We start from the raw sequence: 22,810 nt of genomic DNA, 5'->3' as shown, positions 1-22,810 counted from the left end.
CCTGGCAGCCGGGCCTGCGAGCAGCCAGTTCGGGCCGTGACGTTTCCCCGCGCCCCCCAACGTCCCGTCGCCGTACGTGTGTTCATGCAGTGGTTCGGCTCCACTCCGCGCGGTGCCCGCCTCGCCCACCACCTCGTCGGACACCACCTGGGCGCCTGGGGCATCCCGTACGGCACCGACACCTCCGACACCGCCGCGCTCCTCGTCGCCGAGCTCGCCGCCGACGCCGCCGACGCCGTCACCCACGACCGCGTCCCGGACCGTGACTCCGAGGTGCGGCTCGGCCTCGACGCGTACACGGATCGACGTGTCGGACGCCCGTGGGGAACGCCGGCCCTCCGGGCTCGGCAGGGTCGCCGCCCCCGCGCCCTGTGCCGACGGTGGGCGGGGGCTGCTGCTGGTGGAGGCGCCGGCCGACCGGTGGGACGTACGCGACCGGCTGCCCGTCGGCAGGACCGTCCGCGCCGAACCGGACCTGCCGCGCTGACGGACCTCGCCGACGCACCCGCCCACCGTCTATAGGCTTGCCGCGATACCAAGGTCATCAGTGGCGGGCGAGCGAGGGCGGCGACGGGGAGTCATGGCGGGGCTTGAGGACAGTGGCAGCGGGCGCGCCGCCGGGCGTGGGCGTGCCGTCGGATACCGGCGCTACCAGTTCCCGCCGGGTGAGGACGACGAGCAGCTCCAGCCGGGGCTGTTCCCCACCTTGCACGGTCCCGTCGAGGTCGGTAACGACGGGCTGCCGACCGGTGTGGAGCTGGAGCAGCTCGTCGACGAGGAGAGCGAGGCCCGCGACCCGGGCGAGATCGTCGCACCCTTCCAGCCCGAGAACATCAGGATCGAGACCCAGACGACCACCGTCGACCTGCTCCTCTCCCGGCTCCGGGAGGGAATGATCGATCTCGCGCCCGACTTCCAGCGCCGGGCCGGCATCTGGACCGACGTACAACAGAGTCGGCTCATCGAGTCGCTCCTGCTGCGCATTCCCATCTCGTCCTTCCACATGGCGCAGGACGAGGAGGACAACTGGGCCGTGGTCGACGGTATCCAGCGGCTCACGGCCATCGCGCGGTTCATGGCCCCGGAGACGGTGGGAATGCAGCCGCTTCGGCTGTGCGGGCTCGACTATCTCCAGGACTTCCACAGCCACGGCTACCAGGACCTCACCGGGCGGCTGAAGATCAGGCTGCGTGAGACGCAGCTCGTCGTGCACATCATTCAGCAAGGCACCCCGGAGGCCGTGAAGTTCAACGTCTTCGCGCGGATCAACACCGGGGGGATGCCGCTGAAGCCGCAGGAGATCCGGCACGCCCTGATCGACGGCCCGGTACGCGGCTACCTCGCCGACCTCGCCGAGGACCAGGCCTTCGGTGAGGCCACCGGGAACAGTGTGTCCAACGAGCGCATGGCCGACCGGGAGATGGTGCTGCGCTTCCTGGCCTTCCGGCTGACCGACCCGGCCGAGCACGCCCAACGCGACTTCGACCAGTTCCTCATCGATGCCATGCACCTGGTGAACCGGCTCAGCGCGCAGGAGCGCGGTGCGGTGGCGGTGGAGTTCCGGAAGGCGATGCGTTGCGCGACGCGCGTTTTCGGTGAACACGCCTTTCGGAAATGGCGGGGCGGAAGGAACAAGTCGCCCATCAACAAAGCGCTCTTCGAGACGGTCGCGGTCAATCTCGCCACTCTGGACGATCACGGGCGTGAAGCGTTGGTAATGTCGCGGGACAGGGTGCTCGACGGCTTCTTCGAGCTGATGAAGGACTGGGACTTCGACCGCGCGATCTCCGTCGCCACCGGCGACATCAAGAAGGTGCGCACGAGGTTCTCCGCGATGGAGAAGCTCTTCCGGGGGGTGGCTTACGGTGATTGACCAGCTGACGCTGACGAACTTCAAGGCGTTCCAGCACGCGGAGCTGCGGCTGGGCCCCCTCACCCTGCTGACCGGGCTGAACTCCTCCGGCAAGAGCAGTGTGCTCCAGGCGTTGGGGCTGCTCCAGCAGTCGTACCAGGCGGGGGAGTTCCACGAGGTGACCGAACTGTTCACGTTGCCGGGCGACTGGCGCGGTGTGCCTCGGACCGACCACGGTCTTCTCCTCAACGGCGAATTCGTTTCGCTCGGCACAGGGCGTGACGTCCTGCACGAGGACTTCGCCGGGGACGAACCGGAGATCACACTCGCCGTGAGCGAAGGCCCCGCCCGCTACGCCTGGACCGTCGCCTACGAACCGGAACAGAATCTTCTGCCCCTGCGCGACGTCGACAACCCGCAGAACAGCGAGGGCGCTTTGTCGCGCGGGGACATCGTCTCCGTCATCCCCGGCTACTTCACCGCCGGATTCCAGTACCTGCACGCCGACCGCATCTCGCCCGCAGAGTTCTACCCGCGTGACCACCACGCGGCCATCGGCCGCAGCTTCCTCGGCGTGCGCGGCGAGCACACCGTCAACTTCCTGCGCCACCACCACCAAGTCGGGTACGAGGTCCCCGAGGGGCCGCTGCGCCACCCCGGTGCCGCTTCGCCCCGGCTGCTCGACCAGGCCGCCGCCTGGATGGGGGAGCTGTGCCCCGGAGTGGACATCCAGGCCGCCGCCATCGACGGCACGGACTCCGTTCGCCTCTCGTACGGCTTCGACGGTCCTCGCGGCACGCGCCGGCGCCCCACGAACGTCGGCTTCGGGCTCACCTACGCGCTGCCGATCGTCGTGGCCTGTCTGACGGCGGAGCCGGGTTCGCTGGTGCTGCTGGAGAACCCCGAGGCGCATCTGCACCCGCGCGGCCAGTCCCGGATCGCCGGGCTCCTCGCGGCGGCGGCGGCGCAGGGGGCGCAGCTGATCGTCGAGACGCACAGCGACCACGTGCTCAACGGGGTGCGGCTGGCCGTCAAGCGTGGCGTGCTGGCGCCGGACAGCGCCGTTCTGCACTACTTCCGGGGCGGCGTCACGGGCAGCGAGGTGACCAGTCCTCGCATCGACCGCGACGGGATGCTCGACCAGTGGCCGGAGGGTTTCTTCGACGAGGTGGAGAACCTGCTCGACGAACTGCTGACCTGAGGGACCGGCCGGGGGGCCGGACGACGCGTGGGTGAGACATCACCGAGGGGGAAGTGTGCCGCTGCTGTTCCTGAACGAGATCTCCTGCGGGACCGCGTGTGACCAAGCACGGGCCGAACGAGCGATGACAGAGCTGGCGGAAGCCGTGCTCGCCGTGCTGCGGGCGGACCGGCCGGGCACCGTGCTGGTGAGCAAGGACCCGATCACCGGGCTCCAGATCGCGGACGGGCACCCGATCGGCAAGTGGCACGGCAATCCGAAGAACCGTGACGCGTGGCGGCGGCTCCTCCAGATGCAGAGCAAGTGGCCGCACCGGACCTCGTACCCCGAGGGCGAGGGCTTCTACGACGTCGAGTACCGGCACCAGGGCCGGTTGGCCGAGGGACTCGGCGCGGCTCACCTGATGGACGGGCTCGGGCTGTCCCTCGCGGTCGACGCCTGCTGGGGCGGCGCCCGGGTCACGCTGGAGCGCGAGCAGCTGGTCGACGACACAGGTGACACGGACGCCACAGGCGGCACGGACGCCACAGACGCCACGGCGGGCTCGCACATCGGCGAGGTGGAGATCCGGCATGCGTCCAGCGGGACACACATCGACGGGCACCGGCGCTGGATCGCCGACCGGGTCGAGCTGGCCAGACGCGGAGGAATCGACTCCGTGGCCCGCGGCGCGGAGCTGTGGGAACGGCGGGCAGCCCTCTTCCCGCGGCTGGAGTTCCTGCCACGCGTCGAATCGCAGCTCAGGAACCTGACCCCGGCCTGGGTGCGCCCGGCGGGCAGACGCCTGGTCGAACTGGACCAGGCCGTCACCTCGTGGGACCCCGTCATCGACCCCGAGGGGCCGCAGTGGCACTCGCACGTGACGGGCGAGGGCGAGACCCGAAGCCGTGAGTTCTGTGTGTTCACCGACCTCGACGGCCAACCGCGGACCTTCGGCAAGCACGGCCGCTTCACCCCCGGGCACGGGCGGGTGCACTTCCGGCTCGTACCCGAGAGCAGGACACTGCGCGTCGCCCACGTCGGCCTGAAGCTCCTCTGAGCAGGCCGGTGCGGATGTGGGGCCTCCCGCCCGGTCCGTGCGGGCGGACCGGCGATTACCGTAGAGCCCCGGAGCCGCAGGTGGTGGCACCGGACACCGAGTACGGAACGAAGGAGACGCACGCGTGCGACCGACCCTCGCCGCCGAGCAGGTACGCGACAGCCTGAGCCAGTACCTGGCGACGACGTACGCACTGGCGGACGAAGGTACCCGCAGCGCTCTGGAACAGTTCCTCGGCCACGCCGACGACGGCATCTTCCGCGGCCCGTACCTGCGCATCCGCACCCCCTTCAGCCCGGCTGCGGGCGACGACTGGCAGCGACACCTCACCTGGTGGCCGCGGGGCTTCCACCCCCACCGCCACCAGGAACGGGCCTGGGAACGCCTCTCCACCCTGCACGGCCCGGCCAGGCCCACGCTGGTGACCACCGGCACCGGATCGGGCAAGACCGAGTCGTTCCTCGTGCCGCTCCTGGACCACTGCCGCCGGGAGCGCGAAGCGGGGCGGGAAGGGGTCAAGGCCGTCCTGCTCTACCCGATGAACGCGCTCGCCACCGACCAGGCCCACCGCATCAACGATCACCTCGACAACCCCCGGGACGCCCGGCTCAGGGACGCGGGCGTGCAAGCCGCGCTGTACATCGGCGACAAGGCGTCCAAGGAGTTCAAGCAGGCCAACCCGCGCATCGCGGTCGACCGGGACGAGATCCGGCGCACCCGGCCCGACATCCTGATCACCAACTACAAGATGCTGGACCTGATGCTCCAGCGGCCCGAGGACCAGCGACTCTGGCAGGAGCCGGGCGGCAGCGCGCTCGCCTACGTCGTCCTGGACGAGTTCCACACCTACGACGGCGCTCAGGGCACCGACGTGGCCATGCTGCTGCGCCGGCTCGGCGCCGTCACGGATCTGGCCGAGCCGGGACGGCCGCTCGGCCCGGTCTGCCCCGTCGCCACCTCGGCCACTCTGGGCGAGGGCACCCCGGGGGGCGCCGGCGGGTCGATGCTGGACGTGGCGCGGCAGGTGTTCGGTGTGCCCTTCCCGCCGGACGCCGTCGTGGGGGAGGAGCGGCGCAGCGCCCAGGACTTCGCGGGAGACAGCGACTTCAGGCTGCCCTTCCCGTCCCCCGACGAGGTGACGGACATCGGCGACCCCATCACGGACCCCACCGCCCTCGACCGACTCGCCGCCGCCTTCACCGGGAAGAGCGGCTTGGACGCGGCGCAGCTCGGCCGGCAACTGCGCCGCCACCGACTGACCGCCGCCGTCCTGGAGATCCTCGACGGCCGCCCCCGCACCATGCCCGAGATCATGGACGTCCTGCCGCGCTACGCCTACCACTGGGGCGTGGCGGTCCAGCAGAACCCGGCCGTGGCGGCCAGGGCCCTGGCCCGCTACGTCGCCCTGCTCTCCATGGCCCGCGACCCCGACCGCCCCACCCGTCCGCTCCTGTCGATCGAAGTGCACCACTGGGTGCGCTCCGTCTCCCGGGTGCTGCGCGGTGTCAGTGCGGCGAGGGCCGAGTTCCGGTGGGACGACGAGCGGATCGTCAACGGCGGCCGGCCGGCTGCCCGTACGGCCGGTGGCGGACGAGGGGACGCGCGCTCCTCCGGCTCCACCGCCCCCTTGGACCACGACGGCCCCGCCACCCCCGCCGCCGACAGCGCGCCCCCGCCCGCCCAGGTGTTCCTGCCCGCCGTCTTCTGCCGGGAGTGCGGCCGGTCAGGCTGGGCGGCACTCTCACCGGAGGCGGATCCGGCGGAGCTGGACATGAACGCCACGAAGATCCGCCGGGCATCCGTCGGACGCGACAAGAGCCGCGTGCGCAACATGATCGCGGCGACCCCGCACCAGGCGTACGACGCGGCCTTCGTCACCGAGAAACCGCGCAGCGGGCCGACCGTGCTGGTGCTCGACGGGCAGACCGGGCGGGTCCGTCCGCTGTCGCGCGAGAGGGACTTCGACCCGCCCCGGGACGGCGAGGGCCCGCACCTGGCCAAGCCGTTGCACGACGCGGCGTTCGTCTGGGCCGACCTCGGCGACGACCGGGCCGCGCGCGGCGACCAGTGCCCCGCCTGCCGTACGTTCAACGCCATCCGCTACCTCGGTACCGGTCTCGCCGCGCTCGCCGCCGCCTCCATCACCCAGCTGTTCACCGGCGGTGAGCTCGACAAGAACCTCCAGGAGGACAAGACGCTCCTCTTCAACGACTCCGTCCAGGACGCCGCCCACCGCGCCGGATACGTCGCCAACCGCTCGTACACCTTCTCGCTGCGCTCCCTGCTCGCCAGCCGCATCGAGGAGGAAGCACCGATCGCCCTGAACGACCTCGCCGCCGACCTCATCGCGGACGTCGTGGACAGCAAGGCCGTCCAGGCCGCGGTGATCCCGCCCGACCTGCACGTGGTGCGCGGGGTCGACACCCTGCTGGCCGGGCGCAGCCAGGGCTCCCGCCCCACCTGGGAGCTCATCGCCCAGCGCCTCGCCTTCGCGGCGGTCCTGGAGTTCGGCCTGAAGTCCCGACAGGGCCGCACCCTGGAGCTGACGCGCACCGTCGCCGCGGACGTGCCGCTCCAGGACCCGGACGCGGTCGCCGAGATCGTCCGTGAACTCCTGCACACCACGCCCGGGGAGATCGCACTGCCCGACGGCTCCCTGCCGGGACCGGAACGCTGGACCGCGTACGTGCGGGGCATCCTCGAACGGCTGCGCACCCGTGGTGCCATCCGGCACGCCTGGCTCGACGGCTGGCTGAACGAGGCGGGCGTGCGGCGCTGGCTCGTCTGGGGCGGGCGCAGAACGGGCATGCCCGCGTTCCCTCCCGGCGTGTCCGCGCCCGCGTTCCTGCTGGGCAGCCCCAAGCAGGGCAGTGACGACTTCGACGTGGTCACCGGCCGCCTCGGCTGGTACCAGGACTGGACCCGGCGAAGCCTGGGCCTGCGCCCCGACGCGGCCAACGCGTTCCTCGTACGGCTGCTGCCCGCGCTCGTCGACGCGGGCGTCCTGTCCGCCCGTACCGCCAAGGACGGGGTGACCCGCGTCTACGGCCTCCAGCCCGGCCACGTCACGGTCCGCAAGCTGGCCGACGACCAGGTGGCCGACGCCTGCGCACACTGCCCGGTGTGCTCCTGGGAACAGACCGTCCACCCCGACCTGGCCGACCAGTGGCACGGACAGCCGTGCCCCCGCTACCGCTGCGGCGGACTGCTGCGCACCGGCCAGGACCTGCAGAGCGGGGTGCGACGCCGGGACTTCACCGAGGACTTCTACCGGCGGATGTACCGCGAGGCGGGCGTCTTCACGATCAACACCGCCGAGCACACCGGCACCCTCACCCGGCCCAAGCGCGAAGCGGTCGAGAAGGCGTTCCGAGAGGGCGTCCGGGCCCACTACGCCAACCCGCAGGTTCTGTCATGCACCCCGACGCTCGAACTCGGCATCGACATCGGTGACCTGTCGGCCGTGGTCCTCGGCTCACTGCCCAAGGGGCCCGCCAACTACGTACAGCGGGTGGGCCGGGCCGGCCGAGCCACCGGCAACGCCTATCTCCTGACCATGGTCGACCGCGGCCCCCGGGACCGCTACTACCTGGACGACCCCCGGCAGATGATCGCCGGGGACATCCAGCCGCCCGGCTGCTTCCTCTCCGCGAGCGAGATCCTGCGCCGCCAGTACCTCGCGCACCTCCTCGACCTGGTCGGCGCCGGGCGCCTGCTCACGCCGGACGGCGACGTGCTCAGCCCGATGTCCCGCCTGGCCAGCGACCTGTTCGGTCCGTCCGCGTGGCTGTCGGAGTTCCAGCAGGCCGCACTCGCGGGGGGGCCGCGACTCGTCGACGCGTTCCTGGAGTTGTTCCCGCCGTACGACGCGGAGCGGGGCACGGGCGTCAGCCCCCGGGCAGCCGAGGAATTGCGCGGGTACGCCACCGGAGACCTGGCCGCAGCCCTGGGCGGGGCCCGCGCCCGGTGGGAGGAACGGCGCGGCGAGATGCAGCACCGGGTCGAATCGATCGACAGGGCGCTGAAGGCCCTGGTGGCCGGCGACCCGGACCACGAACGGCAGGGCAAGGAGCTGCGGGCCGAGCGGCGCGCCGTGTCCCGGCACGCGAGTGAGATCAGCCGCAGCACCGCACACGGTGCGCTCGTCGACCTCGGACTGCTTCCCAACTACAGCCTCGTCGACTCGGCGACCGAACTCGAAGCCACCCTCGTCTGGCGGGAGGACGGCAAGGACGGACAGGCCGAACACCACAGCAAGGTGCTCAGGTACGAGCGGTCGGCGCGCCTCGCCCTGACCGACTTCGCCCCCGGCAACCACTACTACGTACAGGGCTACAAGCACCGCGTCACCGGGCTCGACATCGGCAGTCCGAACCGGCCGTCGTGGCTGTGGTGGCGCGTCTGTCCCGACTGCGGTCACATCCGCACACGGCAGGCGGAGATGGACTCGTCCGCCTGCCCGCGATGCCAGTCGCAGGCCATCGGCGATGTCGGCTGCCTGCACAAGGTGCTGGTACCCCATCGGGTGATGGCCCGCGACCAGCGGGACGACATCCGCGTACGCGACGACACCGACGAGCGGGAGCGGCGCCACTACACCGTCGTTCCCGCCGTGGACATCCCGCAGGAGCACATCGAGGCGGGGTGGAAGCACCGGAAGGCCACCTTCGGCTGGGAGTTCACCCGACAGGCCGTGATCCGGCACATCAACGTGGGCGCCTCCCGGGTGGACACCGGGACCGAGGACGCCTTCGCGGGACGCCGGGTCAGGCTCAACCCCTTCTGGGTCTGCGACTCCTGCGGATTCGCCGACCCCGACGGCGGGCCCGTCGCCGCGCACGGCGGACAGCAGGACGCCTTCGGGCCGCCCAGGGCCACCAAGTACCACCGCCCGTGGTGCCCCCGTCTGCGCGACGGACTCGGCGAGACGAACGCCGCACAGCAGGGCGTGAAGCTGCTGCTCGCGCACGAGCTGCGCAGCGAGGCGCTGCGCATCCTCATCCCCGCGGTCACGGCCTACACCGAGGAGCGTCTGGCCTCCTTCAAGGCACTGCTCCTCGCGGGCATCGCCCGGAGCTACGGCGGCGACCCCGATCACCTGGCGGTGGTCACCGATTCGATGCCGGAGCCCGGCAGCGACGTCCGTAGGCACTTCCTCGTGCTGTACGACTCCCTGCCCGGCGGCACCGGTTATCTCCACCGGCTGGCGGGACCCGACGGGCTGTACGACGTCCTGACCCGGGCCCGCCAGGTCATCGAGCGGTGTCCGTGCGTCGGGGAGGACCGTCCCGCATGCCACCGTTGCCTGCTGCGGTATGTCGACGGCGGCGAGTACGAACTGGTCTCGCGCGAGCACGCCCTGGACATGCTCGGTGAACTCCTCGGCCGCACCGGCGACGCCTGGAGCATCGAGGAGACCGGCACGACGCAAGACATCAGCCTCGTTCAGCAGGTCGAGAGTGAGTTGGAGGCGCTGTTCCGCCGGGGGCTCCTCGCCTGGGCCGAGGGCTTCGACGGAGTGAGCGTGCGTCATGCGCAGACGCCCGACGGCGAGCGCGACACCACGCTGCGGTTCACGGCTCCGGACGGCACGGTCAGCGGCTGGCGCATGGAGACGCAGACCGACCTCGGGTTCACCGTGCCCGACGTTGTCTTCCGCAGCCTGGACGACGACCGCAAGCGCGTCGCCGTCTATCTGGACGGCTACCGCTACCACGCGAGCCCCGACCACAACCGCATCGCGTCCGACGCCGACAAGCGGACACGGCTGCGCACCGGGCACGGCTGGCAGGTCTTCCAGCTGACCTGGGACGACGTACGCGCCTGGGCGGGCGACGCCAAGCCTCCCGCCGATCCCGTATGGGTGCCGTACCAGCACACGGCGCAGAAGACCGCCTCCGACATCCACCGGCGGCTGCATGAGGACGACCCGCGCGATCTGCACCGCTTCGTGTGGACGAATCCGGTCGAGACGCTGATCGGCTACCTGACCACCCCCGACCACGGGGTGTGGCGGCGGCGGGCTCAAAGTGCCCTGGCGGGCTTCGCCGCGGTCTCCGCGACGAGCAGGGCCCTGGCGGACGGGCCCGAGATCGGGCACCGCGTCGCCGAGGCGCTGGCGGGCAAACGGCTCGCGGGCGGCAAGGGCGCCGTCCAGGTCATGGCCACCCAGGACGGCAGCGGATGTCCCCTGACGGTCGCCCTCGATCTGCGCAAGGGCCAGGCGGGCGCGGTGTGGAGCGCCCTGACCGTGCTCGACGACAGCCCGGAGGCGCTGGGCCGTGACGAGAACGCCCACCACCGGCGGTGGCAGGCCTGGCTGTACTGGACGAACCTGCTCCAGTTCCTCAACGAGGGTGAAGGAGACGGTGTCCAGCTCGCAGCCAGCCAACTGCCGGGCTTCGACCCGGTGGAGCTGGCCGTGACGGGTGGCGTGGGCTGGCTGGAGTCCCGGCGGCAACGGCCCGAGCCCGAGCGGCCGGCCGAGGAAGCCGGGGCGGCGGCCTCTCCCGTAGCCCCCGCGCGGCCGGCGGCTCCGGCCGCGGGATCCGTGCGCGACCCGGCGTGGGACGAAGTCGTCGACTACCTGGTGGAGGAGCCCGGACTCGCCGAACTGGTCGAGGCGCTGGTGCTGTCCGCGGCACCCGCTCCCGAGGCCGGATTCGAGCTCGGCGAAGCCGCCTGGCCCGCCGAGCTGGCCTGGACCGCCCATCGTGTCGGAGTCGTCCTGGCTCCCGGGGAGGACGAAGCCGCACGCGCCGAGGCACAGGACCGTGACCGTGCGTACGCGGCAGCCGGGTGGACCGTACGGACCGCGGTGGAGTGGGACGCCGGGGAACTCGCGGCCGCCCTGACCGGGGCGCCCGAAGCAGACGGCCGAACGGCCGCGAACGACGACGAGGAGCACGACCGATGACCAGCACCGGCGGGCCGAACGCGGGCGCGACCCTCCGCCTGCTCGACAAGGCTGACAAGGAGATCGTCAGGCTGGACCGGGCGATCGTCGGGGCGGTCTACAAATTCCAGCACGAGTTCCGCAAGAACCCCGAGGCGCCGGGCTTCGACCTCAAGCCGCTGAAGGGCCACGAGCGGCTGTGGTCGGCGCGCGTCAACCGCGAGTACCGGGCGCTGCTGGTGCGGCTCGGAGGCAACGACTGGCTGCTGGTCTCGGTCAAACACCGCGGGCACGTCCACCGCAACCTCGACCGGTTCGCCTACGGCATCAACCAGATCACGGGTGCGATCGAGTACGTGGACCTCCAGGTGGTGGAGGAGGACGTCCTCGGCGCGGAGGGATCCAGGGAGCGCGCGCGGAAGCCGGCTCGGGAAGCCGCTGCCCCCCAGGCTCCGCTGTTCGCCGCGTACACCGCGCGGCAGTTGGCCGACCTGGGCGTGGCCGAGCCGCTGATCCCGATCGCTCTCAAGCTCACCACGGACGACGAGTTGCTCGGACTCGCCGAGTACGCTCCGCGGCACACCGGAGAGGTGCTTCTGCGGCTGCGGGACGGAGTCCCCTACCAGCAGGTCATGGACGAGGTGACCGCGCCGGTCGCGGTCGCGTCCGAGGAATCGCCCGAGAGCGCCGACGGCGAGGACTGGCAGGCGGCGGCGGACCGCTCGCAGGCCGTGGTGATCACCGACGACGAGTCCCTGCGCTCCATCATCGAGGAGGGCGACTTCGGCCGGTGGAAGGTGTTTCTCCATCCCACCCAGGAACGGCTTGTGGGACGCACGTACTCCGGGCCCGCCCGGGTGAGCGGCGGACCCGGAACAGGGAAGACGATCGTCGCCCTGCACCGGGTGAAACACCTCGTGGAGAAACTGCCCCCCGGCCACAACAAGCCGGTGCTCTTCACCACCTTCAACAAGAACCTCGCCGCCGACCTGCGCACCCGCCTTCTCTCGCTCGGCGGGCCACAACTGCTCGCCCGTGTGGACATCCTGCACGTCGACCAGTTGGCGACGCGCGTGGTCAGCGAGGCCGACCCGGGGAACGCCAAGCGCAGGATCGACGACACACAGGCTCTGCGTGAGTGGCGCCAACTGCTGGTGGAGGCCGGGGAGAGCCGTTGGGACGCCGAGTTCCTCTGCGACGAGTGGAACCAGGTGATCCTCGGCCAGGCCGTGACGTCGCGATCCGACTACTTCCTGGCCCGCCGAGCCGGGCGGGGCCGCAGCGTGAGCCGCGCCGACCGTGCCGAGATCTGGCAACTCGCTGAGCGCTACACCCAACGACTCGATGTCAATGGCCTGGAGACACATCGTCAAGTTGCCGAACGTGCGGCTCAGTTGGAGATGGCGCGTCAGCACAAGATCGAGGAGCGCCGCCGCCGGGAGGAGGAGACCGGCGGCCCCGGCAACATCCATGCGCAGTCCGGGACCGGCGCCTGGATGCGCTACCGCTACCGGCACATCGTCGTGGACGAGGCCCAGGACCTCGGTGCCGCACACTGGAAGATGCTGCGGGCCATGGCGCCCAGCGAGACCGACGACATCTTCCTCGTCGGTGACACACACCAGAGGATCTACGACAACCAGGTCACCCTGGGCAGCCTGGGCGTCAACATTCGGGGTCGCTCGGCGAAACTGACGCTCAGCTACCGCACCACCCGCGAGATCCTGGGCGCCGCGATCGGCATCCTGGAGGGGACCTACTTCGATGACCTCGACGGCGGCGCCGATGACCTGGCCGGATACCGCTCGGTGCTGCACGGCGGACGCCCCTCCCTGCGGAGTGCGGACAGCTGGGACCAGGAACTCGATCTCGTCGTGGAGCAGGTACAGGCATGGCATGACGTCCCGCGCGAGTCCGTCGCGGTCTGTGTGCCGACGAACGACATGGCCGACGAGGTGGTGACGCGGCTCGCCCGTCGCGGCATCATGGCCGCGAAGATCACGGGTGACGGAGCACGAGGAGTCGAGGGGGTGCACGTCGGCACCATGTACCGGTTCAAGGGCCTTGAGTACCGCTGCATGATCATCGCCGGCGTCTCGGAGGGTCTGGTTCCCCGCTCGGCCGTTGACACCTGGGAGCGGACCGACCGTCTTCGCCACCGGCGCGAACTGCAGCGGGCACGCTCGCTGCTCTTCGTGGCGGCCACCAGGGCACGGGACGCGCTCACCATTTCGTGGAACGGGGAGCCCAGCCGGTTCCTACGCCCCCTGGGAGCAGGGGGTAACTGAGCCGGCTCCCTGCGTGTTGGGCGCATGTGCGGTGTTCTCGGAGGTGTGGTGCCGCGCTCCGGGGGGACCCGTGCCGACCAAACACCTTGGAGCGCACTCCTCTCCTGACCAGGTCGCTGTCGATCATGGCAGCATCAAGTCCGCCCGTGGTCCCGGCCATTCTGGCGCTCTCGCAGTTCTCGTGCAGTCTTCTGCTGGGCGACAACCTCCTTCAGGCGACTAAGTTGCCAGTGGTCCGGGGCAATAGACGCGAGGAGCTGGCAGAAGGTGTCGAGGCTGTGTTCGTCGTCGATCTCTTCGCCGCGGGCGGATTCGAGCTGGCTACGGATGCCGATCCAGCGGTAGCCCATTCGCGGACGTGCCAGTCGATCATTTCGTCGAGGAAGCGGGCTGCAGGGCCGGTGCCATTGAGCGGCGTTGGCGTTTGAGGGATTGGCGTCCGGCCTGGATCTGCTCGAACTGTCAGAGGAGTCCGAAGTAGTGGTACATGACCTTGTCAGGGTCTTCGTTGCTTTTACCGCGCCGGTAGAACTCAAGTGTGCCGCGGGAGGCGGCGGTGTCTCCTGAGGTGAGATCGTTGTAGAAGGCACGGTCAAGCTCGAAGCCGGCGCGGGTGCTGTTGCCGCGAGCGGCGTAGGCGGCGACAGCTGCTGCAAGGAGTGCCACACCAGCGGTGGGCAGAATGCTGATGGTTGTGGTTGCCATGCCGTGGATGATGTCCGCTTGGGCGGAACCGCTGCAGTCAATAGCGGTTTTCAGAGGGAGAGTTGAGGTTTCGGTGGATGGGTTGATCGCGGGCGCGGTGGTGGCGCATCAGGGACGGGTGTTGTTGATCCGTCGCGCGGTCCCGGCTGGCAGACTCGTCTGGACGTTCCCGTCGGGGAAGGTCGAGGCGGGTGAGTCCGTCGAGGATGCTGCCACGCGGGAGACACTGGAGGAGGCTGGCGTAGTGGTGGAGCCGTTGCGGGTGCTGGGTGAGCGGGTGCACCCAGCCACCGGCAGGAGGGTGGCCTACGTGGTGTGCCAATGGCTGTCGGGCGAAGCTCAGGTCGCATCGCCACGGGAGGTTGCGGAGGTGGCTTGGGTGCCGTCCTCCGAGCTTCAGCGATGGATCCCGGGGGTGTTCGGGCCGGTGCGGGATTACCTGGTCGGGCCTGCTTTTTAGGCTGATAGCCAGGCAGCCATCCGCAATGACGACGGCACCTTCGCCTTCACCATCGCCGACCAACACGGCACCGGCGAACTCGCCATTCAAGCAACCGACCTTGCCATCACCCAGCGTCGCGCCCTTCGCTTCGGAGGCATACGTGGCGCGGAATCCGACACCTGGCCCGGGACAAATGGCTTCGTCGGCGGCACCGACGACACCAAGAGCAGCGGCCTCACCCATTTTGGCGCCCGCGAATATGACGCCGACCTCGGTCGCAACCCACCCAAGACCACAGTCGCGTGTCAGGTCGATGGCCCTTGTGAGATTGTCGAGTACAACGACCAGGTAATGCCCTGGACCCCCGGGGCAACTCGTCTTCTAGTAAATGCAGCACGCGTGGGTGAAGCGTTTAATTCTGCGCAAGTGCTGAAGGGATTGAAGGAAGTAATAAAATGAAAGCCCTTTAAGGAGGGTGGGCCAACTGAATGTGCTCGAAGTTGCCGCCGATGGCAGTAATTATTCCCTTCACGGTGAAAATAAGCGACTCGACAAGGGCCAGCTGGGGAGTGCCAATGCACGACTTGGAGAGGTGGGTATCATGAAGGGCCGGGCCTCGGCTCGTGCGGTGACGCTGAACAGAAAATGTCCGCGATCATGATTCGGGGTGATATGAAAAGGCCGAGATCGTAATTAAGAATCCCGATGGGCCATACGGGCGGCCATTGGGTTGTGATCAAGTATTGAATAAGGTGCTAGACGAAAGGGGGATCACGGTGCATTGGCTGGACGGCCAGGGTGGCTACGAGTCATGGACCTACGGAAGTGGCAGAGCAGGGATGGGTGGAAAGTGACACAAAATCGCGTTCAGGCGTACTGTCGCAAACAGCATGCAGACGAGCCGGCGGTGCTTCGGACTCCTGAAGATGTCGATGCCCTGATCGACGCTTTGGCGGCGGGGTCGAAATTCGAAAACCTGGCCGTTCTGCACAGCTTGGAGCGTGAGCTTCTGCCGTCCGGATTTCCGGATCACGAATTCATGGTGGGCGTCGACCAGGGCCGGCAGGTTGGAGTTCTCAGCTTCATGGATGAAAAGAACTTCGTCTCGGTCGGATCTTCGGGAAATGCTGAAGCGGAGGTCGCATATTTCGTCGCGGGAAATCGAACAGAATTTCCTGCCGCCGCAAAAATTCCCCTCGCCTTGGTGCGTCGAGCAGCGAAGGAATTCCTTTCCTCTGGAGGACTTCGTCCGGAATGTGTTGCTTGGGAGGAGCCGGAAATCTAGTAATCTCCACTTTCCGTAACTCGGTAACTCGGTAGTGCGTTAGTGCGATAGTGGATTTCCGCCCTCCAATTTACAGGCTCCCCCAAGGTCCTCGAAGGCCTGGAATTCTGCGCGACCAGGACCGGGCTGCCTCCCGAACTACACCGCTGCATCACCCGCCGACTCCACGTCCGCAAAGCCACCACCGGCTCCACCCTGGCCGTTATCACCGGAGCAGCACACCCCTCGACGCCGCCGAAGTGCCCGTCCTCGGAGTACGCGGGATGCCGGACGCCGTGCGTCACGGCACCCGCGCTGCCCCCGGCACCACGCGCATACCCAGCCCCCGCACCCGGTAGATGCACATGTCATCGCCCCACAGCGACGCGTCCGCCACGGCATAGGGCCCCCGCACGTCCGTGCCGCTCTCCACGATGTCCATGTCCACCCGGATCAGCCGGTTGGCCGGGGTGATCTGGCCGCGGTACGTCCAGGCTGCCTCGCGGCCGGGCAGCACGGGTTCGAACCGGGGCTGGGGGACGCCGTCGGCCGCGCCGCTTTCGAGCAGGTGGTACTGGAGCAGTTGGCACATGGCCTCGATGCCCAACGAGCCGGGCTGCACCGGGTCCTGGAAGAAGTGGGCCCGGAAGAACCAGGCGTCCGGGGATACGTCCTTCTCCGACCGCAGCCGGCCGAGTCCCGCGCTTCCCCCGTCCGGCCAGTAACCCGTGATCCGGTCCAGCATCAGCAACATCGGGCCCGGCAGGTGCGGTTCCCCGGCGCAGTACCGGGCGGGACGGGCGGTCAGATCGACCGTGAGGCCGCAGGGCTCGTCGAGGCGGGCCCGGTCCTCCGCCGAAGTGGCGAGACCCTGCTGGTCGTCGAAGGCCGTCCGAGGGAAGTAACCGAAGACCGTGGAGAGTTCGAACACGGGCGCGCCGTCGGCCGTGCACGTCACCCGGAACGACTCGATGATCATGTCTCCGCTGCGCGAGACACGCGTCAGTTCGGCCCTGGTACGGACCCTGCGCGTCGCCGGGGTGACCTCGCCGGTGACTGTGCCCGACCCGTCGAGGTTGCGGAACAGCAGGTCCGTCTCGCTGGTCGTCGCGCTGCCCACGTACGAGGCGAGCCACCCGCAGGGTTGCAGCGCGATCTCCATGAGGACGGCGAACGGCATGGAGCGGCCACCGTTCTGCTCGAAGTACCACGCCCGGTCGGGGACGTCGTACTCGGCGACGACGACACTGCCTTCCCGCATTCCGGCCTGCGGCCCGTCCACCGACACGATCCGGCTCATGAAGTGGTACGGCGGGCCGGGAAGCCGGGCCACCCTGCGGGTGCCGTCGAAGGGTTCGTACATGGCGCCGAACGCCTCGCTCGGCCTGCCCCAGGCGCACGCCAGCAGCGAGGCGTAGTCGAAGGGGAATCCGTCGGCCGCCACAGCCACCGGCTTCTCCTCCCGGTGCCCGGCCAGCCCGCCGAGCCGCGGTAGCGGCACCGGGTCCCCGCCGGCCTGCACGGCGGGCGGGCCCGAGTGCCGCCAGTGCGACAGCGGCCAGTCGGGGACCAGCCGGAGCGCCATGTCGCGGCCCAGGAACGCCTTAGCCCCGTCCACCGAGCCGAGGACGTCGGCGTAGAGCGTCGGCACCGGACCGGCCGAGACGCCGCGTACGAACACCTCGTAGACGACCCGCCGGTCCTCCGGGGTCGCCTGGCCCCGGCACATCGCCGTGGAGGGATGTTCGCTGACCGGTTCGAAGCGCCAGCCGTCCCGGTCGACGGTGAAGCCCATGGCCGACAGGTAGAACGCCATCGCCTGGAGACCGCCCTGGAGCATCAGGGTGCCCGGCATACAGGGGTCGTTCTTGAAGTGTCCGGTGAAGAACCAGTCGTCCGGGGACAACGAGGTTTCGGCGCGCAGATATCCGCGGCCCCACGGCCCTCCGGCCGGGTCGAACGCGGTGACCTCGTCCAGCAGTCGCAGCCGGCCCTCGTCGAGCCTGGGCGAGCGGACGTGGGCGGCCGTCGCCTCCCAACCGGGCCCGAAGCAGTCCGCGGGCCGCCCCTGCGCCAGGGCTCGCACCTTGTCCGTGCCGAAACGGGTCGATTCGCAGCGCACGGCCGGCGGGTCGAGCGGCAGGCCGTCGCCGGGTGCGTGCTCGGCGGGATCCCAGCGGACACCACCGCTGCCGGCGAGCTCCGCGGGAGTGAAGAACCCGGCCTGGCCGTCGCGGACACTGAGCCGCAGCTCGCCGTCCACGTAGCAGTCGTAGTGGAAGAAGGCCAGCCGGACGCCGGCGGCCTCCGCGTGGCCGTCGATATGGATCTCGAAGCACAGGGTGTCGCCGGCTTCCGGCGGGCCGCCGTGAAACGTCACCTCGCAGCCGAGCAGCCGGTAGGCGCGCTCGCCCCGGTTGAGGAGGTCGACACCCAGCCAGCTGAGCAGGAGCAGGTCAGCCTGGCCCGCCTCGATCAGCAGGCCGGCCGGCATACGCCCCGTGGAGTCCAGATACCAGCTGCCGGGCAGGACGTCGGTCTCCGTCCAGATCCTCCCGTCCGTGCGGACCGGACCCGGCAGGGCGAGTGCTGCGGGCACCGCGTCGATGCCGGTGACCCGGTCGGCGAACAGCATGGGCGGCTCGGGCATCCGGGTCTGTACCGCGTATCCGTCCTGCTCGGCGAAGAGCGGACCGAACAGGGTGGAGATCTCGCGGGAGGCGAGGTGCTCCAGTTGCACGCGGTCGAACGTCGGCCCCGGCTTCGGGGCCGGAGCGGGCGCCGCTTCCGTCTGGGGAGCGGGCAGCGGCAGCGGCAGCGGCAGTGGCAGCGGACGGGGCGTGGAGCGCACGAAGGCCGGGGGCGGAGGCCCGGCGGGCGGGCGCGGTGCGGTGGGGCCGGGCGGCGTTACGGGAACGGGGCCGGGCCCGGATCTCGTCGTGCCGGCGGCCGTCAGCGCCGTGACGGCGAGCGCGGACACCCGCAGGAACCGCTGATGGGTCTCGGCGTGCGCGGCCATGACCTCCTGGTGCAGCGCGGCGGCCCGCAGAGTCTGCCGGGCGACTGCGGCCCCGACCCCTGCGGCCCCGGGGGAGGGCACGGCAACGGCGGCCGGGGGGGTGGAGACGCGGCCCGGCTCCCGGTCCGCCGGGGTGGCGAAGTGGCCGGACTCCCGGTCCGCCAGGGCGGTGGCGAAGTGGCCGGGCTCCCGGTCCGCCAGGGCGGTGGCGGAGTGGCCGGGCTCCCGGTCCGGGGCGGTGGCGGAGTCGGTGGGTGGGCCGGGGTCCCGGTCCGGTACCGGGGCCAGTTCGGGGGCCCGGGGCAGAACGGTCACAGCGGGCTCCAGGGGCGGTAGGCACGGAGACGGGGGCACGGGAACGGTGACGGTGGGGCCGGGCCTCGGGAGTTCCGTCGCGGCCTCGGCGAGCCGGGCGAGCAACGCGTCGGCCCGCACCGGCACTCCGGCGACGACGAGTTCGCCGACCGAGATGCACAGTTGCCGCAGCCCGGTGTCCCCCGGGGCGTCCAGCGCGACGGCCACATGCTCCCGGTCACCGAGCACCCGCTTGATCCAGCCCGTGCACAGCCTCCGCGGCCCGTGCTCCACGAAGACCCGGACACCGTCCGCCCACGCCTGCTCGACCGTGGCCGCGAAGTCGATCGTGCCGAGTCCCTGAGCGGTGATCGCCTCGGCGGTCCGCTCGGCCGTCGCCCGGTACGCCCGCCCGGTGGCCCCGCTGTAGAACCGCACCCCGGGCACCTCGACCGTGGGACGACTGTGGGCCTCGCGCCACACTTCCCGGACCTCGGCCAACTCCGGGGCGTGGGCCGCCATGTCGTAGTCCAGCTCGACCGCCCGGTCGGCGCCGATCCTGGCCACGACCGCCGCGCACGCCCGTGACTCGCCACCGATGACACAGACCCCGGGCGCGTTCACCGCCATCAGATGGACCGCGGCCTCCGTGGCGAGCTCCGCGCGGACGGCTTCCAGCGGTGCGCCCACCAGGTAGCTCGACCACCGGGAGCCCTGGATGCCCCGCCGCCGCCAGTAGCGGCGGACCGCCCGCAGCTCACCCGTGAGTCCGGTCGTGAACAGACCGCTGTCCCGGGTGGCTTCGTACAGCCCCGAGGCGTCCGGCCAGGCCCCCAGCGCGACCAGCGCCGTCGACTCGCCCGAGGAGTACCCGAGCGCGGCGTCCGGTCGCAGACCGAGCACCTCGCGGCTGAACACGGTGTGGAAGACGGCCAGTTCGGCGGCGGCCCAGATCTGGCCGAGCACTCCGGGCTCCGCCCGGGACCGCAGCCGCGTACCGAGCGCCCGGTGCTCCTCGCGAACAGCCTCGCCCAGTGACGGCAGGGCGAGCATCAGCTCATGGCCCATTCCCGGGTACGTGGCCGAGCCGTTCGTGTACACGAAGGCGGTCTGCCCGGTGACCGGCCCGTCCCGGTACAGCACGTCGGCCGGGCGGACCCCGCCCTCCGTCAGCCAGCGGCGGGCGGCTTCCTTGCGGTCCGCCGGAGTGGTGTCGCCGTCGACCACGAGCGCCAGCCGGGCCGGGCCGGCCGAGGACTCCGTACCGGAGTCCAGTGCGGCCAGCACCTCCCGGCGGTCGGCCCCGGAGAAGACGTGCAGGCGCGGAGCCTGGCCCCGCAGCCACGGCCGGGCGTCCCCCGCGCGCAGCCGTACGCTCGCGGGCGGCCCCTCCAGCGGTGTGACCACGGCCCGCGCGGTGTGGGCGACGGCCGCGGTGTCCGCGAGGCCGCCCGGACGGGGTACCGCGCGGTGCTGGAGCGAGAGCGCCGCGACCGCGACGGAGACCAGCCCGGACGCGGCATGAGCACGCCCGAAGGCCGACGCCGGATCGAACACCGCGTCGGGGCCGTCGCCGATGACCACGTCGGGCTCGTCGGCGTCCCCCTCGTCCTCGTCCTCGTCCAGCAGGGCGATGACGGTGTCGCCGTCTCCGCGCGCGGCGTCCAGGGGCTTGAGGACCAGGACGACGGCCGCGTCCCCCGGCTCGTCCTCGCGGCCCAGCTCCCGCAGGGCGGCCCGGTGGACCGCCTCGCAGGACAGGTCGGTGGCACCGACGAGAGCGGCGTCGGCCTCCCCGGACCGGATGGCCCGAGCCGCGATCTCCAGCGCGACCAGCCCGGACGCCTCCTCCGCGGACACCGTGAACCCGGGCCCCGCCAGATCCAGTTGGGTACTGATGCGGTTCGCCGCGAGGTTCGGCATGCTGCCCACCACGCCTTCCGCCGTCATCGGGGGAGTGAACGCCTCCCGAGCGGCATCCGCCGACGGGCCGGTGACGGGCACCCCCGACTCCTCCAGCCAGTACGGCACCCGCCAGCGGGCACCCGCGCGGGCCACCTGGGGGTCCACCCCGGTTCCGATGACCACCATGGTCCGCTCGCGGGGCAGGCGCACCTTCCGTACGGCCTCCCGGGCCGCCTCCAGCACCAGGAGCTGATGGGGAACGGCGCGCTCCAGGGCCAGCGGCGGGAAGCACAGGTCCGTCAGTTCCACGGCGATCTCCGCTACGGGACCGCGCCGTTCACCGCCCAGCACCGCCCGGCGGAAGTCCTCGGCGGACGTCCCCTCGCCGACCCGGGCACCGACGGCGACGATCGCCACCGGTGTACGGGCGCCCGGCGCGTCGGGTGCCGGATCCGGGGCCGGCGCATGGGCGGCCGGTCCGCCACGCCGTACGGCGGACACCCGGCCGCGCGCCGGCCGGGGTACGGCGGACAGGGGAGCGTCGTCCGGAGGGTCGACGACCACGTGGGCGTTGGTCCCGCCGAATCCGAAGGCGCTCACCGCCGCTCTGCGCGGCCCCACCCACTCCTCCGGCGCGGTCAGCACCCGCAACGGCGTGCCCGTCAGCACGTCCAGCGGCCGTTCCGCGCCGAGCGTCGCCGGGCGGACCCCCGCACGCATCGCGCCGAGCACCTTCAGCAGCCCCGCCACGCCCGCCGAGGCCAGCAGGTGCCCGACGTTCGACTTCGCCGAACCGATGGGCACGTCGTCACCCGCCCCGAAGACCCGGGCCATGCCGCGCGCCTCCACCGCGTCCCCGACCGGAGTCCCCGTCGCATGGCACTCGATGAGCGACACCGACTCGGGAGCGACGCCCGCCACGTCGTACGCCAGGCGTACGGCCCGTACCTGGCCCTCCTCCGACGGGCTGATCAGCCCGGAACCACGCCCGTCGTTGGACAGCCCCACACCGCGGATCACGCCGAGCACGGGCAGACCGGCGGCGCGGGCCTCGGACAGCCGCATCAGAGCGACGAACCCGGCGCCCTCGCCGTGCACCAGCCCGTCCGCGTCCCGGTGGAAGGGACGGCTGCGCCCCGTGCGGCTCGTCGCGGACAGCCCGCAGAACCCCACGTGAAGGTAGAGGGAATCGGGGCGGCTGACCGCACCGGCCACCATCAGGTCGGCCGTGCCGTCGTGCAGCCGGTCGCACGCCAGCTTGATCGCGTACAACGAGGACGCGCAGGCGGCGTCGAGGGACCACGCCCCCGCCCCGAGCCCGAGCGCGCGGGCCGCGAGCCGGGCGGGCAGCCCGGAGGAGAAGCGGTTGCGGGCGTCGGGGCGCGCACGGCGCTCACCCGTCAGCAGGGCGTCACGGAGCGGGGGCCGCTGCGCGGACAGCCAGACGTGTTCGGCGAAGGCCGCCCCGGTGTGTGTGGGGTACGACAGGTTCCCCAGCACCAGACCCCCGCGCGGCAGTGGGCCCGAGCGGCCCGCCTCGGTGAGCGCCTGCCGCACCCCGTACAGGACCCAGTGGAAGAGCGGGTCCAGCGAGGCGATCCGCTCCGGAGCGATCCGGAAGCCGCCCGGATCGAAGACGGCCTCGAACCCGTGGACGTAACCGCCGGCATCGGTCCAGGTGCGGTCGAGGTGGTCGTCCACCGAACCCATGGCCCATCGTCGCGGCAGCCGCCATCGGCCTGCCGGGGCGGCCGACAGGCTCATGCGGCCGGCGGCGATGTTCGCCCAGAACGTGTCCGGGTCGAGCGCGCCGGGCAGCACACAGCCCCGCCCGACGACGGCGATCGGTTCGAAACGCATAACGGGTCTCACTTCACGGCAGGGCGGAGGCCGGGGACGGGGACGG

10 protein-coding genes and 2 pseudogenes are annotated in these 22,810 nt (G+C 70.9%); 9 read left to right on the top strand and 3 right to left on the bottom strand.

Annotated features, from left to right (window positions below):
- Positions 1-84 precede the first annotated feature (84 nt).
- The 6 genes and pseudogenes from ACZ6S6_RS24570 to ACZ6S6_RS24545 all read left to right on the top strand — a co-directional run bounded on the left by ACZ6S6_RS24570 (position 85) and on the right by ACZ6S6_RS24545 (position 13,275).
- Positions 85-487: pseudogene (locus tag ACZ6S6_RS24570) on the top strand (ATP-binding protein).
- A gap of 93 nt (positions 488-580) precedes the next feature.
- Positions 581-1,873, top strand: a complete 1,293-nt coding sequence (locus tag ACZ6S6_RS24565; RefSeq protein ID WP_469706950.1) for a GmrSD restriction endonuclease domain-containing protein — start codon at positions 581-583, stop codon at positions 1,871-1,873.
- Complete coding sequence (locus tag ACZ6S6_RS24560; RefSeq protein ID WP_469706949.1) at positions 1,866-3,053, top strand: AAA family ATPase; 1,188 nt, start codon at positions 1,866-1,868, stop codon at positions 3,051-3,053. Before ACZ6S6_RS24565 ends, ACZ6S6_RS24560 begins: the two co-directional genes overlap by 8 nt.
- A 124-nt stretch (positions 3,054-3,177) precedes the next feature.
- Positions 3,178-4,092, top strand: coding sequence for a hypothetical protein (locus ACZ6S6_RS24555; protein WP_469706948.1), 915 nt, complete (start codon positions 3,178-3,180; stop codon positions 4,090-4,092).
- A gap of 124 nt (positions 4,093-4,216) precedes the next feature.
- Positions 4,217-11,008, top strand: a complete 6,792-nt coding sequence (locus ACZ6S6_RS24550) for a DEAD/DEAH box helicase (RefSeq protein WP_469706947.1) — start codon at positions 4,217-4,219, stop codon at positions 11,006-11,008.
- Positions 11,005-13,275, top strand: a complete 2,271-nt coding sequence (locus ACZ6S6_RS24545; RefSeq protein WP_469706946.1) for a UvrD-helicase domain-containing protein — start codon at positions 11,005-11,007, stop codon at positions 13,273-13,275. Before ACZ6S6_RS24550 ends, ACZ6S6_RS24545 begins: the two co-directional genes overlap by 4 nt.
- Before the next feature lie 134 nt (positions 13,276-13,409).
- Here the strand turns inward: ACZ6S6_RS24545 and ACZ6S6_RS24540 are convergent, their stop codons facing one another.
- A complete protein-coding gene (locus ACZ6S6_RS24540) occupies positions 13,410-13,625 on the bottom strand; it encodes a hypothetical protein (protein ID WP_469706945.1) in 216 nt (71 codons plus the stop codon).
- A 112-nt stretch (positions 13,626-13,737) separates the two neighbouring features.
- On the bottom strand, positions 13,738-13,980 hold the full coding sequence (locus ACZ6S6_RS24535) for a hypothetical protein (protein ID WP_469706944.1): 243 nt from the start codon (positions 13,978-13,980) through the stop codon (positions 13,738-13,740).
- On the opposite strand from ACZ6S6_RS24535, the gene ACZ6S6_RS24530 reads away from it, so the two are divergent.
- The 3 genes and pseudogenes from ACZ6S6_RS24530 to ACZ6S6_RS24520 all read left to right on the top strand — a co-directional run bounded on the left by ACZ6S6_RS24530 (position 13,958) and on the right by ACZ6S6_RS24520 (position 15,707).
- Complete coding sequence (locus tag ACZ6S6_RS24530; protein WP_469706943.1) at positions 13,958-14,440, top strand: NUDIX hydrolase; 483 nt, start codon at positions 13,958-13,960, stop codon at positions 14,438-14,440. The genes ACZ6S6_RS24535 and ACZ6S6_RS24530 overlap by 23 nt on opposite strands.
- 9 nt (positions 14,441-14,449) lie before the next feature.
- Positions 14,450-14,701, top strand: a pseudogene (locus tag ACZ6S6_RS24525) (RHS repeat-associated core domain-containing protein); the annotation flags it as partial.
- Positions 14,702-15,272: 571 nt separating this feature from the next.
- Positions 15,273-15,707 carry an Imm1 family immunity protein gene (locus ACZ6S6_RS24520; RefSeq protein ID WP_469706942.1) on the top strand — a complete coding sequence of 145 codons (435 nt, stop codon included), beginning with the start codon at positions 15,273-15,275 and terminating at the stop codon, positions 15,705-15,707.
- A 280-nt stretch (positions 15,708-15,987) separates the two neighbouring features.
- On the opposite strand, the gene ACZ6S6_RS24515 is transcribed toward ACZ6S6_RS24520, so the two are convergent.
- Positions 15,988-22,764 (bottom strand): beta-ketoacyl synthase N-terminal-like domain-containing protein, encoded by a 6,777-nt coding sequence (locus tag ACZ6S6_RS24515; protein WP_469706941.1) that lies wholly within the window; start codon positions 22,762-22,764, stop codon positions 15,988-15,990.
- Positions 22,765-22,810: the final 46 nt, after the last annotated feature.

Source organism: Streptomyces sp. NPDC048671, assembly GCF_055587045.1.
The sequence above is the reverse complement of the archived record's forward strand: the minus strand, read 5'-3'. Positions and strand labels throughout refer to the sequence as shown.

What these genes read in the sequence shown, in the direction of transcription:
- ACZ6S6_RS24565 (WP_469706950.1), top strand. Translation starts at nt 581, where the DNA reads ATGGCGGGGCTTGAGGACAGTGGCAGCGGGCGCGCCGCCGGGCGTGGG.
- ACZ6S6_RS24555 (WP_469706948.1), top strand. Translation starts at nt 3,178, where the DNA reads ATGACAGAGCTGGCGGAAGCCGTGCTCGCCGTGCTGCGGGCGGACCGG.
- ACZ6S6_RS24545 (WP_469706946.1), top strand. Translation starts at nt 11,005, where the DNA reads ATGACCAGCACCGGCGGGCCGAACGCGGGCGCGACCCTCCGCCTGCTC.
- ACZ6S6_RS24540 (WP_469706945.1), bottom strand. Translation starts at nt 13,625, where the DNA reads ATGGGCTACCGCTGGATCGGCATCCGTAGCCAGCTCGAATCCGCCCGC.
- ACZ6S6_RS24530 (WP_469706943.1), top strand. Translation starts at nt 13,958, where the DNA reads ATGCTGATGGTTGTGGTTGCCATGCCGTGGATGATGTCCGCTTGGGCG.
- ACZ6S6_RS24535 (WP_469706944.1), bottom strand. Translation starts at nt 13,980, where the DNA reads ATGGCAACCACAACCATCAGCATTCTGCCCACCGCTGGTGTGGCACTC.
- ACZ6S6_RS24515 (WP_469706941.1), bottom strand. Translation starts at nt 22,764, where the DNA reads ATGCGTTTCGAACCGATCGCCGTCGTCGGGCGGGGCTGTGTGCTGCCC.